A 14454-nucleotide genomic window follows, 5' to 3' on the forward strand; every position below is an offset into this window, starting at 1 on the left:
CGAAGCGGCATCATGGGCAGTGGCTGGATGGCAAGATGCTGTTGATTATCCAGCACTCGGGGTCCGGCAATGATACGGCCGTTCATCGCGCCAGCTCTAATCGACCGCCTCGGTCGCGCCAAAATGCTGCTTGCTAGTGCAGCACCAGCATATCGCTTGATGAGAACGATATGTCGGCCTTCTCGCCGACCGCGGGCGGTGGCGTTGCCGGGCTGTTGAAGGTGTCGAGCGACACTGTGTTGCCGCCGATGCCGACGCGAACGCGAATGACTGAGCCGAGGAAGTGCACTTCGGAGATTTCGCCCGACAGGCTTGAATCGCGCCCGGGTTGGCGTCCGAGCGAAATCGCCTCCGGTCGCAGCGCCAGCGACAGCGTGTCACCGGACTTCGAGCCGTTGAGCTTGCCCATTAGCGAGACTTCCTGCGTGTTGACGCGCACCTTGCCGGACGCGGCATCGGTGACAGTGCCTTCGAGCACGTTCAGCGTGCCGACGAAATTGGCGACGAACTTGGTCGCCGGCCGGTTGTAGATCTCGAACGGGGTGCCGACCTGCTCGGCCTTGCCGCCATACATCACCGCGATGCGGTCCGAGATCGACAGCGCCTCTTCCTGGTCATGTGTGACGAAGATGGTAGTGATGCCGAGCTTCTTCTGGATCGAGCGGATTTCCTCGCGCAGCGAGACGCGCACCTTGGCGTCGAGCGCCGACAGCGGCTCGTCGAGCAAAAGCAGCTTCGGCTTCGGCGCGATGGCGCGGGCCAGCGCGATGCGCTGTTGCTGGCCGCCGGAGAGCTGGTAGGGATAGCGGTCGGCCATCTGCGGCAGCTTGATGATGTCGAGCATCTCGGCCACGCGTCTGTCGATGTCCGCCTTGGGCATGCCGGCGACCTTCAGGCCAAAGCCGATGTTTTGCGCCACCGTCAGGTTGGGGAACAGCGCATAGGCTTGGAACACCATGCCGACATTGCGCTGGTTGGGCTTTAGCCTCGTGATGTCCTTGCCTGCGACGACGATCTTGCCCGCCGACGGCTCTTCGAAACCGGCGACCATGCGCAGCACGGTGGTCTTGCCGCAACCCGATGGCCCAAGGAAGGAAACGAACTCGCCCGGCTCGACATCAAGATTGAAATCTTCGACCACGGTGGTGGCGCCGAAGGATTTTCGCACATGCTGGATGGAGAGGAATGGTTCGGCCATGGCTTTTTCTTTCGATCAGTACTTTGTCGATCAGTTCGGGCGGTTCGCCGATCTCGGCGCGAAACGGGACAGGATCTGGATCAGCGACATACAGCCCCAGGTGATGGCGAAGGCGATGATGGCAAGCGCCGCCGGCTCATAGGCGCGGTTGGCGCCAACGTTTTGCAGATAGGGGCCGAAGGCGGGCCGGTTGAGCAAGCTGGCCATGGTGAATTCGCCAATGACGATGGCGAAGGTAAGGAAGGCGCCCGACAGCACGGCGATCAGCACATTGGGCAGGATCACACGACCAATGATCGTGCCCCAACCGGCGCCAAGGATCTGCGCCGCTTCGGTCAGCGTCCTGACGTCGATGGTGCGCAGTCCGGTATCGACCGCGCGATACATGTAGGGCAGCGCCAGCATTGCATAGCCGATGACCAGCAAGGCATTTGTGCCCATGTCGGTCGCCAGGAACGGCAGCGGCGAATTCGAACCGTACATCCTGATATAGCCGAAGACGATGACGATGGCGGGAATGACCAGCGGCAGCAGCGTGATGAACTCTACGATCGGCCGCAGTTGCGGCAGGCGCAGTCGAATCCAGTAGGCGGCGGGCACCACGATCAACACGCCCAGAATGATGGTGAAGATGGCGGCAAGCACTGAGTAGCCAAAGGTCGCCTGAAAACGAGGGTCGCCAAGCACGATCTGATAGGCGTCGAAGGAATAAGCGCCGCGCCGCATGCGCAAGGAAAATTCCACCGTCGCGATCAGCGGAATGAAGAAATAGGCCGCGCCCAGCCCGAAGACGACCCAGGCCCAGAATTTTCCGGACTTCATTTCAGCCACCTCTCCGAGCGCGTCCGGAACCAAATGTAGAAGACATTGGCCAGCCCGGTGATGACGATCATGCCGAAGGCGATCGCATAGCCGAGATGGGCATTGTGCAGCACGTCACCGCGTATCTGCGCATAGAGCAGGATCGGTACGATGTTGAGTGAAGAGCCGGTCAGCGCATAGGCGGTGGCGATGGCGCCGAAGGCATTGGCGAAGAGCAGGATGACCGTGCCGAGGAAACTCGGCCAGATCACCGGGATGACCACCATGCGCCAGTATTGCGTCTGGGTGGCGCCAAGCGTCGCCGCAGCCTCGCCCCACTCCTTCTTCAAGCCGTCGATCGCCGGCGTGATGATGACCACCATTAGGGGAATCTGGAAATAGACATAGGTCAGCGTCAGGCCCCAGAACGATAGGATGTTGAAGCCGTGCGCATAAATGTTGAGGCCGAACACGGTGTTGAGCAGCACCGTGGCGAGACCGAGGCGTCCGAGCGTGGCGATGAAGGCGAAGGCCAGCGGTACGCCGGCGAAATTGGAAGCCACGCCGGAGAATGTCAGCGTCGCCGAACGTATCCACTCCGGCAGGCCGCCGCGCACGATGGCGATGGCGATGCCGAGACCTGCGAAGGCGCCGATCAGCGACGAGGAAAGGCTGACCTTGAGCGAGATCCAGTAGGCGGCGACAATCGATGGCTGCGCCAGTGCTGCTATGTTTTCGAACGTGAATTCGCCGGCATCGTTCTGGAATGCACCCAGCATCAGATAGAGCGTGGGTAGGATCAGGAACATGATGGCGAAGATGAAGAATGGCGCAACGCCGAGCCATTGCGTCGGCAGTCGCATTGCACGCGCCTCGCTGGGGGGCGCGGTCTTCCCGGCAACTGCGTGATCGGAAAGCGAGATATCTGTCATGCGCCGGCTACCGTCTCCGAGGAACACCGGGCGGCCGCGAGGCCGCCCGGTTGGTTTCAAGCCTTACTTGACGTTGGCGCCGACGACGGCATCCCAGTTCTTGGTGACGGCTTCCTTTGCCTTGCCCTGCTCGTCCAGCGTCGGGAACACCGCGGCAGCGTAAGCCTCGGCCGGCGGCAGCTTGGCCATCACGTCCGCCGGGAGCTTGCCGTTCTTGGCAAGATCGTTGAAGCGGATCGGGTGGCAATAGCCCTTCAGCCAGCCGATCTGGCCTTCGTCGGAGTAGAGATACTCCAGCCAGAGCTTGGCAGCGTTCGGATGCGGTGCGAAAGCACTGATCGCCTGCACATAGACGCCGGCAACGACACCGGTCTTGGGCACGACGACGTCGACGGGCGGATTGCCCTTCAGCGTGTCGCGACCGGCAAGTGCATTGTAATCCCAGGTCACCAGGATCGGCGTCTGGCCTTGTGCCAGGGTCGCCGGTTTGCCGATGACCGGCACGAAATTGCCGGCGGCGTTAAGCTTCTTGAAGAAGTCGAGACCAGCAGTGCCAGCAGCTTCGCCGGCAGCCGCACCACCGGAAATGCCGGCCGCGTAGACGGCCTGGATGGCCTGGTTCGAGGCGCGCGGGTCGCCGGCAAGCGCCACGGTGTTGGCGAATTCCGGCTTCAGCAGGTCAGCCCAGTCAGCAGGCGCTTCCTTGACGAGGTCCTTGTTCACCAGGAAGGATAGCACGCCATAGTAGTCGCCGGTCCAGTAACCATCGGCATCCTTGGCGCTGTCGGGGATCGAGTCCCAGGTCGACACTTTGTAGGGCTGGATCAGGCCGTCAGCCTTGGCGGTCGGGCCGAAGGACAGGCCAACGTCGATGACGTCGGGCGCCTGCGGGCCCTTGTTGTCCTTGTTGGCCTTGATCGCCTCGACCTCGTCGCCGGAGCCGGCATCGGGGTTGAGTTCGTTGATGGTGATCTCAGGATACTTTGCCTTGAAGCCGTCGATGACGGCGCCGTAGCCGCACCAGTCATGCGGCAGCGCGATGGTCGTGAGCTGGCCTTCCTTCTTCGCAGCGGCAACCAGTTCATCCATGGACTGGGCCGACGAGATAGCAGAGGTCGCCATGAGGGCGACGGCCGAAAGGGAAAGCACTTTCCCTGTGAACTTGAACATGTGTTCTCTCCGTTGAACTGGCGTCCTGGACGCCTGCGATGCGGTATCGGTTTCATATGACAGCCAGATGAAAGCTTTTTGAAACTGGCCCCCGGCGGTACGAAAAGTTAACTCTTTTTAACCGGCTGTAGCAATTAGCCTCGACTTAATTTCCCGGCTAATGGTTTATTGCCTTGCTTTTTGCCCCCTTGCCCTTCCTTTCCCTTCGTTTTTAGATCACGTCCGGCGCAGAAACCGCCTCAGACAGTGCCGGCGATAGTGTTCTCGAGCAGCGTCAGCGCCGCCTTTTTGGTCAGCCTGACCGGGTTGCCGCCGGCGGTCGGATCGACCACCGCCATGTCGGCGATCAGCCCTTTGCGCTTCTTGTCCATGTCGAGCCCCTTGATCAGATCGGGCAGCGCATGCGGCACCTTCAATTCCTTGCGCAGCTTGATGATCGCTTTGGCAAAGCCGTCGAAGCCACCCTTGATGCCGCAATAGGCAGCGAGCCGGGCAATCCGCTCCTCGATGGAGTCGCGATTGAAGGCCAAGACATAGGGCATGAACACCGCATTCGTCATGCCGTGATGGGTGTCGTAGAGCGCGCCGATCGGATGCGACAGCGAGTGGATGGCGCCAAGACCCTTCTGGAAGGCGGCAGCACCCATGGCGGCCGCACTCATCATGTGGGCGCGCGCGACAAGGTCCTTGCCGTTGGCGTAGGCCTTGGGCAGGTTCTCGAACACCAGGCGCACACCTTCCACCGCAATGCCGTCGGCCATCGGGTGATAGCCCGGCGCGCAATAGGCTTCGAGGCAGTGCGCCAGCGCATCCATACCGGTGCCGGCGGTGATGAAGCCGGGCATGCCGACCGACAGTTCCGGATCGGCAATGACGATTGCCGGCAAAAGCTTCGGATGGAAGATCACCTTCTTAGTGTGCGTCGCCTCATTGGTGATGACGCCGGCACGCCCGACTTCCGAGCCTGTGCCGGCAGTGGTCGGCACGGCTATGATCGGCGCGATGGCATCCGAATTGGCGCGCGTCCACCAGTCGCCGACATCCTCAAAGTCCCAGATCGGCCGCGTCTGGCCAGCCTGGAACGCGATCAGCTTGCCGAGATCGAGCGCTGAACCGCCGCCGAAGGCGATGACGCCGTCATGCTTGCCCTTCTTGAACACGGCGATCCCGGCGGTGAGGTTGGAATCGACCGGGTTCGGCTTCACCTCGGAGAACACGCCATAGGATACCTTGGCGTCGTCGAGGATTTTCAGCGTCGAAGCGACGACCGGCAGTTTCGCCAACCCCGGATCGGTGACGAAAAGCGGCCGCTTAATGCCGGTGGCCGCGAGCACCTCAGGCAGTTCCTTGATGCGCCCGGCACCGAAGCGGACGGTGGTCGGGTAGTTCCATTTGGAGATCAGCTTGGACATGTCTTGTCTTTCAAAAAATCAGATGGCTTCGCGCAGATGGAAGGATTTCGGCCGGGTCAGATTGTCGTAGCCGAGCGCCGAAAGGGCGACGCCTTTGCCGGTGTCCTTGACGCCGGTCCAGACCAGCGCCGGATCGAGGTAGTCGCAGCGGTTCATGAACACGGTGCCGGTCTCGACGCGGTCGCCGATCGCCACCGCATGCTCGATATCGCCGGTCCAGATCGAAGCGGTCAGCCCGTAGGGGCTGTCGTTCATCAGCGCGATCGCCTCCTCGTCGTTACGCACCTTCATGATGCCGACGATCGGGCCAAAACTTTCCTCGCGCATGACGCTCATCTGGTGGTCGACGCCGGTCAGCACTTCCGGCGCCAGATAGGGCGAGCCGGCCTTGTCGTTAGCCACCTTCATACTGATGTGTGCGATTGCACCCTTGCGCAGCGCCTCGACCTTCTGCTCGCGGATCAGGTCGGCAAAGCGCGCCTGCGCCATCGGCCCCATTGTCGTCGCCTGTTCCAGCGGATTGCCGACGACATAATTCTTCGTCTCGGCGATGAAACCTTCGACGAACTGGTCGTAGACCTTCTCATGCACATAGACGCGCTCGATGCCGCAGCAGCACTGGCCGGAATTGTAGAAGGCGCCGTCGACCAGATTGGCCACCGCATGGTCGAGCTTGGCGTCGGGCAGCACATAGGCCGGATCCTTGCCGCCGAGTTCGAGCCCGAGCGTCATGAAGGTGCCGGCCGCCGCCTTCTCGATGGCGCGGCCGCCGCCGACCGAACCGGTGAAATTGACATGGTCGATCTTGCCCGAGCCGAGCAGCTTCTCAGTCTGGGCATGGTTCAGCACGACATTCTGGAACACGCCCTTGGGCAGCCCAACCTTGTCGAACGCCTGCTGGAACCGTTCGCCGACCAGCAGCGTCTGCGCCGCATGTTTGAGGATAACAGTATTGCCGGCCATCAGTGCCGTCACGATGGTGTTGACGGCGGTCAGATAGGGATAGTTCCACGGCGCGATCACCATGACGACGCCGAGCGGATCCTTCTTCACATAGCGTCGGAAGCCGCCCTTCGGGTTGGATGCCGGCACGGATTTCAGCGCGGCTTCAGCGATCTCGACCATGTAATTGGTGCGTTCCCTGACGCCGCCGAACTCGCCGCCATAGCGCACCGGTCGCCCCATCTGCCAGGCGATCTCCGGCACGATCTCGTCGGTCATCGCGACCAGCGCTTCGAGCATCGCCAGCATAAATTTGCCGCGCTCGACGATCGGCTTCAGCGCCCACTTCTCCTGCGCCGCTTTGGCGCGCTCGACCGCGGCATTGATCGCCTGGTCGGTCGCGATCGGTCGCTCGGCATAGATCGAACCATCGATGGGCGATTTGAGTTTTACGGTTTCCAAAGGATGCTCCAGTTTAGCAGGCTAGCGTACGCAGATGGCCGTTGCGGCCATAGCGAAGGATGGGCTCGTCACGCGTCACCAGAACCATGTCCAACGCTCTCGCACTTGCCATCAGTATCCGATCCATGGGATCACCATGAGGCGGACCGGGCAGGTTGGATGACGCAATCAGAATGGCTGGTGAGATAGCGCTGAGCTTTGCCGACATTCGGTCGATGAAACGCTCCACGAAGTCGAGTGGCGTCAATGGCAGATTGAGCCGGCCCTTGGCTACGCCGATTCCGATCTCCCATGCCGACATCGGCGAAAGATACAGACGGCCGTCATAGGCCGCTTCCGAAATCTCCCGGCTTGCGTGCGGATCGATCAGACTATCGTTGGCGACAAAGATCATCGCACATGTATCCAGAAGCAGGTTTGGCCCTTCGCTCATTTACTCACCGCAAGTTTGCCGTCACGCGCGTCAGCCTCACCGCCCAGATAGCCCCGGTCCCATGGCTCGTCATCGAAAGGTTTAGTGATATCAAATCCGGCTTCGATTGTTATCAGGCCCTTCATGAAACCAAAACCGGGGTGGCGATCCGCGCGCGCCTCCTTTGGCGCGGCAGGCACGCTACCACTGGGCGGCGCCGAAATGGGCACTTTGCGAACGCGGCGAAATACCAATTTCCCACTCCCTATATTGACGGATTCGGTCTCGAACCCAGCCTCAAGCCACTCCCTTGTCATGGGATTGTTGCTCGGATTGTTGCTCCACCATGCAGGGTATTGCTTCGATGCGGGCAGCGGCAGATTGAGCACTCTCTCGATTTCGGCGAATGACATCGGAATGCGATCGACATTTTGGGCAATGAGAAAGTCCTTGAGCGGCGCATATTTGGACATTGCAAACTCCTCAATGTAGCGCACTGCAGTTTACAGGTACCATATGGTACTAACTTCACTACATTGTCAACATTAAAGCTGTATAAAGTTTTAATACCGCTCGAACCCCCTGTGCAGTTCCCAATCCGTAATGCGGCGGTCGTATTCGAACTGCTCCCACTTTGCGGTGTGGACATAATGTTCGAGCACATCGTCGCCGAGCGCCTGCTTCAACATCTTCGACTTGGCCAGCGTCTCGGTGGCGTCGCGCAGCGTCTTCGGGATCTCCGGCAGGCGCGAGGCCTGGTAGGCATCGCCGACGAACGGCTTCTGCAGTTCGAGCTTCTCGTCGATGCCGGCAAGGCCGGCGGCGATCAGCGCCGCGAAAGCGAGATAGGGGTTCAGGTCGGCGCCGCCGATGCGGCATTCCATGCGGATGCCCTTGGTGCCCTCACCGCACAGGCGGAAGCCGGCGGTGCGGTTGTCCTCGCTCCACATGATCTTGGTCGGTGCGAAGGTGCCGGCCTGGAAGCGCTTGTAGGAGTTGATGTAGGGCGCCAGGAACCAGGTAAACTCCCTGGCATATTTCAGTTGCCCAGCCGCCCATTGCTGGCCAAGCGTGGACAAAGTCCAGTCCGCCTTCTTGTCGAAGAACAATGGCGTCTTGCCATCGGCGCTCCACAGCGAATTGTGGATGTGGCTGGAATTACCGGCGAGCCCGTAATTGTATTTCGACATGAAGGAAATCGACTTGCCTTCGGACTCGGCAATCTCCTTGGCGCCGTTCTTCAGGATGACGTGGCGGTCCGCCATGTCGAGCGCCTCGGCATAGCGCACATTGATCTCTTCCTGCCCCGGGCCCCATTCGCCCTTGGAGTTTTCGATCGGAATGCCCGCCGCTTCCATCTCGTTGCGAAGCCGGCGCATGACGCCTTCTTCCTTGGTGGTGATGCCGATCTGGTAGTCGCCGATATAGGGCGACGCGGTGTCGAGCCCCTGCCAGTGCTTCTTGCGGGCGGAATCATAGGTCTCGTTGAACAGGTAGAATTCGAGCTCGGAGGCGAAGTAGCCGATATAGCCGCGTTCGGTGAGCCGCTTGACCTGCTTTTTCAGCATCGCGCGCGGCGAATGCGGAAGGTCGTCATGGGTGTGGTGGTCGAGCACGTCGCAGATCACCAGCGCGGTCTTTTCCAGCCACGGAATCCGCCGCAGCGTGGCAAGGTCCGGCTTCATGACGAAGTCGCCATAGCCCTTCGACCAGCTTGCCGCCTTGTAGCCCGGCACCGGCTCCATATCGATGTCGGCGGCGAGCAGATAGTTGCAGCCATGCGTCTCGTCATGAGCAGAATCCACAAAGTACTGCGCCAGGAAACGCTTTCCCGCGAGCCGCCCCTGCATGTCGACGATGCAGGCCAGCACCGTGTCGATCTCGCCATTGGAGACCGCTTTCTTCAACTGATCGAACGAGAAATTTCCGGCCATTCCTTTGGCACTCCAGTGCTTGGTCGTTGAGGACGAAACCATAGCCGGCTGCACGCCGGCCATGGCCATGATGGTGACGTCAGTGGCCGGTTTCGCCGACAGCCTGTTCGGCAGCCTTGATCGCTGCCTGACGCGCCGCGATGATGTCGCCCAGCGGCGGGCCCTGGAAGCGATTGCGCTCGAAGGCGAACCAGACAATCGCCGTCAGGATGAAGAAGCCGACGGTGATGTACAGCGCCCAGTCGTTCGGCGGCTGGATGCCGATGATGAAGATCAGGATCATCGACACGATCGAGAGAACGCCGAACAGCATGAAGATGCCACGGCCCAGGTTCCACGGTCCCATCTTGTCCCACTTCGGCGTGCCCCAGGCCAGCATGCCGAGCACGATCGGCACGGTGAAGGACAGGAACAGGAAGATGACGGTGCAGGACACGACGATGGTGTAGGCCGAAGTACCGGCGACCGAAACCAGCGTCGAACCCCAGACGAACAGCACCGACAGGACCGACGCCGTCCAGATCGCCGCCACCGGCGTGCGATAGGTCGGGCTGACCTTGGCCAGTGCCGACGAGCCCGGCAGGCCGCCGTCACGCGAGAAGGCAAAGATCATGCGCGAAGCCGAGGTGACGGTTGCGAGGCCGCACAACAGCTGGGCGATGAACACGACGAGGTAGACGAACTCCTTGAGGCCGGGACTGACGCGCTGGTCGAAGGCCCAGAAGAACACGTTCCAACCCTGCTTGGCGGCGTCGTCCATGTTGGGGATCATCAGCACGAAGGCGGCCAGGAACAAATAGCCGAAGACCGCCGACCAGATAACCGACATCACCATCGCACGCGGCACCGATGAGGCCGCCTTGATGGTTTCCTCGGAAGTGTGTGCCGAAGCATCGTAGCCGGTGATGGTGTAGATCGGCAGCAGAAGGCCGAGAGCGAACACCCAGGCGTTCGAGACGGACGGCCAGACGCTGGCGCCGGCCTCACCCGAGTAGTTGTGGAAGGTGAAGAGCCGGCTGAAATCCCAGGTCTCGGCGGAGAACAGGCAGACGACAGCAATCAGGATCGAGCCGAAGAAGATCAGGTAACCCGAAAAGTCGGTCAACTTCGCAGTCAGCTTGATGCCGAGATGGTTGATCAGCGCTTGGGCGCCGGTGATGATGACCAGGAAGATCATCTGATTGGTCAGCGTACCCTCGATGCCGAGCGTCGGCCCGAAGGCGCCGATGAAGAACGTCCAGGTGCCGACATTGATGGCGCCGAGCACGGTGATCAGGCCGAGCAGGTTGAGCCAGGCCGTCACCCAGCCAGTGCCGCGATTGCCGAGGATCGAACCCCAGTGATAGAGGCCGCCGGCCGTCGGATAGGCCGAGCTGATCTGCGACATGGCGACCGCGAAGGTCAGCGAGACGAAGCAGCCGACCAGCCAGCCGATGCCGATGCCGATGCCACCGGCGCCCGACGTTGCCTGCGCCAGCGAATTGATGCCGCCCGACAGGATGCAGATGATGGAGAAGGAAACGGCGAAGTTGGAGAAGCGGCTTAGCCGCCGCTCAAGTTCCTGGGCGTAGCCCATGGAATGGAGGTGCTTTACGTCTTCCGCCTTGTCTGTGTCTGAATAACCCGGTGCTGCCATTGTAGTCCCCTTTGCGTTCTTAGCTGGCCGGCCCTGCCCCGGTCGGCTTGCGCCGGCCGGAGCATCTAGTCTTTGCTGTTAGCCTGCCGTCTGGCCGACGGCTGCTTCCGCGGCCGCGATCTCGGCAGCGCGGCGAGCAATGTCGGCGCCGATCGGCGGGCCCTTGAAGCGGCGCGATTCGATGCCGAACCACAGCACCACGAGCAGAACGATCAGGCCGATGGCATAGTTGATCAGGATATCGAAGGGCGGCTGGATGCCGGCATACATCAGCACCAGAACGCCAAGCACCGTGATGACGGCGAACGGCTTGGACCAGATGCCGAGGCGGAACGGGCCGAATTCGGTCCAGCTCTTGCCCTCGGCAAGCAGGCCGGCGGCCACGGGCATAGCGTAGGACACGTAGAGGAACAATGCACAGCCGGCCGCCAGTGCGGCAAAAGCCGGCGAGTACAATGTCGCTGCGACCGCGAGCACCGCTCCGAGCCAGATTGCCGCCACCGGCGTGCGCCATGTCGGGCTGACGGTTTTCCACACCGACGAACCGGGCAGGCCGCCGTCACGCGCGAAGGCAAAGATCATGCGCGAGGTCGACGTCAGTCCGGCGAGAGCGCAGATGAAGTTCGCCAGCACGATTGCGATGGCAATGATGCTCTTCAGCAGGAATGGTGCCGGCAGGTTGTTGAAGAGATTGAACCAGGCATTGGCGCCATCCTTGGCCGTCGCTGCCAGATCGGGGCTGGCCAGTACGAACGAAACGGCCATGACGAAGCCGAACACCAGCGACCACAGGACCGAATGGATCATGCCGCGCGGCACCGCCACGCGGGCATTGTGGGTCTCTTCGGACGTGTGGGCCGAAGCGTCGAAGCCGGTGATGGTGTAGAGTGGGTAGAGCAGGCCGATCAGGAAGGCGACGAGTGCCGTCCGTGCGGTCGGAACGTAGCCTGCGCCTGGATCACCGGTGTTGTTGACGAAGGTGGTGAGCCGCGAGAAATCCCAGCTTGCGCCCCAGATCAGGAACATCGCGGTCAACACGACGGCGACGACCAGAATGAGGTAGCCCGAGAAATCCGTCAGCATGGTGGTGAGCCTGATACCGAAATGGTTGATCAGCGCCTGTGCGACCGTGATGATCACAACGCCGATCACCTGCTCCTGATAGCCCCACGCGGAGACGTCGTTGCCGAACACGCCGGACCAGACAAGGTCCTTGAACAGCGCGTAGACGCCGACATTGACCGAGGCGACGACGAAGACCAGGCCGAGCAAGTTGATCCAGGCCGTGGCCCAGCCCCAGCCGCGCCCGCCGAGAATTGACGACCAGTGGTAGAGACCGCCGGCCGTTGGGTAGGCCGAGCCGATCTGGCCAAGGGACGCGGCAACGACAAGTGCAAAGACGCCGCCGATGACCCAGCCGACAGTCGCCTCGAAGCCGCTGCCGGTCGCCATGGCCAGCGGGAAGGACGTGATGCCGCCCGCCAGAATACAAATGATCGAAAAGGAAATTGCGAAATTCGAGAAGCCGCTCATGCGGCGAGCCAACTCCTGGGCATAGCCCATGCTATGGAGGGTTTTTACATCCTCCGATCTTTCAGCGTCTGATTTGTCCGGTCCTGCCATTTTCGTCCCCTGTTTTTCTAGCTGGCCGATTGAACTGACTTTCCCATTGCGTGTCGCCGGGAACCCTTGGCCTCCTCGGGTTCCAGGTCAGAAAAAATGCCCGTGAGCAGATCCGCCCATTTCCGCTGCCCGGTCTCGCCGGAGATCTCGTCGTTGCGGATTTCGATCATTGCGCAGGCAAGGCCGCGCGAGCGTGCATGGCGCTCCAAAGTGAAATAGACGCGGTCGGCCGGCGAATAGGGCTCGTTGATGCCGACACTGACGCCGGAGAGCCGCTGCAGCGCCGCTATCAGCGGCGACGCCAGCCGGCGGTCGTCATCATGGATGATGCCGATATGCCAGGGCCGCTTCTTGCCCTTGTAGACGGGGGTGAAGGAATGCACCGACACCAGACGGGTCTCCTGCCCACGCGCCTGCCGGTCGTCGATGATCGATGCGATCGTGTCGTGGAACGGCCGCCACGACAAAGCGATGCGCTCGGCGCGCTCACTGTCCGACAGGCCGGCATTGCCCGGAATGGCCGTCGTCTCGCTGACCGGCGGCACCAGGTCCGGTGCGTCGAGCGGACGGTTGCAGTCGATTATCAGGCGCGAGATGCGGGTTTCGATGAGCGTCGCATCGAGGGCGGTCGCGATGCGGCGCGCCACCGGCAGCGCGCCGGGGTCCCAGGCGATGTGGCGGGAGAGGTCCTCGGCCGGCAGGCCAAGCGTGCCGAATTCGGACGGCAGGAAGTTGGAAGCGTGGTCGCAGGTCAGCACGAAAGGGCTGGACCCGCCGGGGTTCGTCACCCCTACGGTATCAGACGATGCAAGGCTGGCGGGCCGTGCTCTCTCCATAGTCTGCCGTCCCCTGGGGAGCGCTGTATCTTATGTTACGTATTTTGCCTCATTGCGTCCCTGTGGATGATTTCATACAGTTTGTCCGGCTTTGTCAAACGCGATTTCGGGGAAGCGGTCTGGACGGGCTCAGGGGTGGGGAAAACGATGATTTCCAGCATTGCCGAACTGATTTCGGACCGCATCGGCACGATGCCGGCCGGCGAGCGCCGCGCCGCGCAGACACTGATTGCGAACTATCCGCTGATCGGGCTGAAGACGGTCGCCGAGTTCTCGACCGCCGCCGGCGTATCGTCGCCGACCATCCTGCGCTTTGTCTCCAGGCTGGGGTTCCAGAACTATCCCGAATTCCAGTCGGCGCTGCAGGACGAACTGGCGGCGCAATTGCAGTCGCCGGCATCGCGCACGCTCAACCCGGCCTCCCCAAGCGGTGCAGTATCGCCAATGCTGGAGGCGACGCTGGACAATATGCGCGAGACCTTCAGGCATCTCTCCGACAGACAGCTTGCCGACATCGCCGCAAGGCTTGCCGACCGGCGCGGCAAGACATTCCTGATCGGCGGCCGCTTCACCGATCCGTTGGCACGCTACATGGCCGCCCATCTCGCCATCATCCAGCCCGATGTCTATCACCTTGCCGGCCAGGAGAGCATCTGGCGCGACCGGCTGATCGACATGGGCAAGCGCGACGTGCTGGTGATCTTCGACATCAGGCGCTATCAGGACAGTCTGGTCCGCTTTGCCCAGACCGCGCATCAGCGCGGCGTTCAGATCGTGCTGTTCACCGACCAGTGGCTATCGCCGATCGCCCGCTTCGCCCGCCATGTCATTGCCGGACGCACCGCCGTGCCTTCGGCGTGGGACTCTTCGGCCGCTCTGTTCGTTGTCGCCGAGACGCTGATCGGCGCCGTCACGAGGCAGCTCGAGGCCGACAGCGCCAGGCGCATCCGCGACCTCGAAAGCCTGCGCTGACACGTTCAATCCCGCCGCAGGTGCGCAAAATTACGCAGATTTAATGTGCATGGAAGCGGCAGAATTGCCATAAAGCCATGATATTGCGGCGGCTTCGCACATACCGGGTGCGTCGCTGCGCGTT

The 14454-nt window shown here is 61.7% G+C and carries 13 protein-coding genes; 1 reads left to right on the forward strand and 12 read right to left on the reverse strand.

Going from position 1 to position 14454, the window contains the following annotated elements; translation table 11 throughout:
- Positions 1-133: 133 nt before the first annotated feature.
- The 12 genes from ACYG9Z_RS08480 to ACYG9Z_RS08535 form a co-directional block, all read right to left on the reverse strand.
- Positions 134-1198, reverse strand: coding sequence for an ABC transporter ATP-binding protein (locus ACYG9Z_RS08480; protein ID WP_023701013.1), 1065 nt, complete (start codon positions 1196-1198; stop codon positions 134-136).
- A gap of 30 nt (positions 1199-1228) precedes the next feature.
- A complete protein-coding gene (locus ACYG9Z_RS08485) occupies positions 1229-2020 on the reverse strand; it encodes an ABC transporter permease (protein WP_023671171.1) in 792 nt (263 codons plus the stop codon).
- Complete coding sequence (locus ACYG9Z_RS08490) at positions 2017-2931, reverse strand: ABC transporter permease (protein WP_023671170.1); 915 nt, start codon at positions 2929-2931, stop codon at positions 2017-2019. The genes ACYG9Z_RS08485 and ACYG9Z_RS08490 overlap by 4 nt, the downstream gene beginning before the upstream one ends.
- A gap of 63 nt (positions 2932-2994) precedes the next feature.
- Positions 2995-4101, reverse strand: a complete 1107-nt coding sequence (locus ACYG9Z_RS08495) for an ABC transporter substrate-binding protein (RefSeq protein ID WP_023671169.1) — start codon at positions 4099-4101, stop codon at positions 2995-2997.
- 239 nt (positions 4102-4340) lie between these two features.
- Positions 4341-5513 carry an iron-containing alcohol dehydrogenase gene (locus tag ACYG9Z_RS08500; protein ID WP_023683212.1) on the reverse strand — a complete coding sequence of 391 codons (1173 nt, stop codon included), beginning with the start codon at positions 5511-5513 and terminating at the stop codon, positions 4341-4343.
- 18 nt (positions 5514-5531) lie between these two features.
- Positions 5532-6917, reverse strand: coding sequence for an aldehyde dehydrogenase family protein (locus tag ACYG9Z_RS08505; protein WP_023751349.1), 1386 nt, complete (start codon positions 6915-6917; stop codon positions 5532-5534).
- Positions 6918-6930: 13 nt separating this feature from the next.
- On the reverse strand, positions 6931-7350 hold the full coding sequence (locus tag ACYG9Z_RS08510; protein WP_031197611.1) for a type II toxin-antitoxin system VapC family toxin: 420 nt from the start codon (positions 7348-7350) through the stop codon (positions 6931-6933).
- On the reverse strand, positions 7347-7802 hold the full coding sequence (locus ACYG9Z_RS08515) for a DUF7662 domain-containing protein (protein ID WP_023683210.1): 456 nt from the start codon (positions 7800-7802) through the stop codon (positions 7347-7349). Before ACYG9Z_RS08515 ends, ACYG9Z_RS08510 begins: the two co-directional genes overlap by 4 nt.
- Before the next feature lie 90 nt (positions 7803-7892).
- Positions 7893-9263: a glutamine synthetase family protein gene (locus tag ACYG9Z_RS08520; RefSeq protein WP_023671164.1), complete on the reverse strand. Its 1371-nt coding sequence runs from the start codon at positions 9261-9263 to the stop codon at positions 7893-7895.
- A gap of 79 nt (positions 9264-9342) precedes the next feature.
- Complete coding sequence (locus ACYG9Z_RS08525; protein WP_023671163.1) at positions 9343-10899, reverse strand: amino acid permease; 1557 nt, start codon at positions 10897-10899, stop codon at positions 9343-9345.
- A gap of 78 nt (positions 10900-10977) precedes the next feature.
- Positions 10978-12522 carry an amino acid permease gene (locus ACYG9Z_RS08530; protein WP_023683209.1) on the reverse strand — a complete coding sequence of 515 codons (1545 nt, stop codon included), beginning with the start codon at positions 12520-12522 and terminating at the stop codon, positions 10978-10980.
- Positions 12523-12539: 17 nt separating this feature from the next.
- Positions 12540-13358: an N-formylglutamate amidohydrolase gene (locus ACYG9Z_RS08535; RefSeq protein ID WP_023751350.1), complete on the reverse strand. Its 819-nt coding sequence runs from the start codon at positions 13356-13358 to the stop codon at positions 12540-12542.
- 147 nt (positions 13359-13505) lie between these two features.
- Here ACYG9Z_RS08535 and ACYG9Z_RS08540 point away from each other — a divergent pair, with 147 nt between their 5' ends.
- Positions 13506-14330 carry a MurR/RpiR family transcriptional regulator gene (locus ACYG9Z_RS08540; RefSeq protein ID WP_023671160.1) on the forward strand — a complete coding sequence of 275 codons (825 nt, stop codon included), beginning with the start codon at positions 13506-13508 and terminating at the stop codon, positions 14328-14330.
- Positions 14331-14454: the final 124 nt, after the last annotated feature.

It is taken from the genome of Mesorhizobium sp. RSR380A (assembly GCF_054719385.1).

Excerpts from the sequence above, each read along its gene's own strand:
- ACYG9Z_RS08485 (WP_023671171.1), bottom strand. The coding sequence starts at position 2,020 with ATGAAGTCCGGAAAATTCTGGGCCTGGGTCGTCTTCGGGCTGGGCGCG.
- ACYG9Z_RS08500 (WP_023683212.1), bottom strand. The coding sequence starts at position 5,513 with ATGTCCAAGCTGATCTCCAAATGGAACTACCCGACCACCGTCCGCTTC.
- ACYG9Z_RS08510 (WP_031197611.1), bottom strand. The coding sequence starts at position 7,350 with ATGAGCGAAGGGCCAAACCTGCTTCTGGATACATGTGCGATGATCTTT.
- ACYG9Z_RS08520 (WP_023671164.1), bottom strand. The coding sequence starts at position 9,263 with ATGGCCGGAAATTTCTCGTTCGATCAGTTGAAGAAAGCGGTCTCCAAT.
- ACYG9Z_RS08530 (WP_023683209.1), bottom strand. The coding sequence starts at position 12,522 with ATGGCAGGACCGGACAAATCAGACGCTGAAAGATCGGAGGATGTAAAA.
- ACYG9Z_RS08515 (WP_023683210.1), bottom strand. The coding sequence starts at position 7,802 with ATGTCCAAATATGCGCCGCTCAAGGACTTTCTCATTGCCCAAAATGTC.
- ACYG9Z_RS08490 (WP_023671170.1), bottom strand. The coding sequence starts at position 2,931 with ATGACAGATATCTCGCTTTCCGATCACGCAGTTGCCGGGAAGACCGCG.
- ACYG9Z_RS08540 (WP_023671160.1), top strand. The coding sequence starts at position 13,506 with ATGATTTCCAGCATTGCCGAACTGATTTCGGACCGCATCGGCACGATG.
- ACYG9Z_RS08525 (WP_023671163.1), bottom strand. The coding sequence starts at position 10,899 with ATGGCAGCACCGGGTTATTCAGACACAGACAAGGCGGAAGACGTAAAG.
- ACYG9Z_RS08480 (WP_023701013.1), bottom strand. The coding sequence starts at position 1,198 with ATGGCCGAACCATTCCTCTCCATCCAGCATGTGCGAAAATCCTTCGGC.
- ACYG9Z_RS08535 (WP_023751350.1), bottom strand. The coding sequence starts at position 13,358 with ATGGAGAGAGCACGGCCCGCCAGCCTTGCATCGTCTGATACCGTAGGG.
- ACYG9Z_RS08495 (WP_023671169.1), bottom strand. The coding sequence starts at position 4,101 with ATGTTCAAGTTCACAGGGAAAGTGCTTTCCCTTTCGGCCGTCGCCCTC.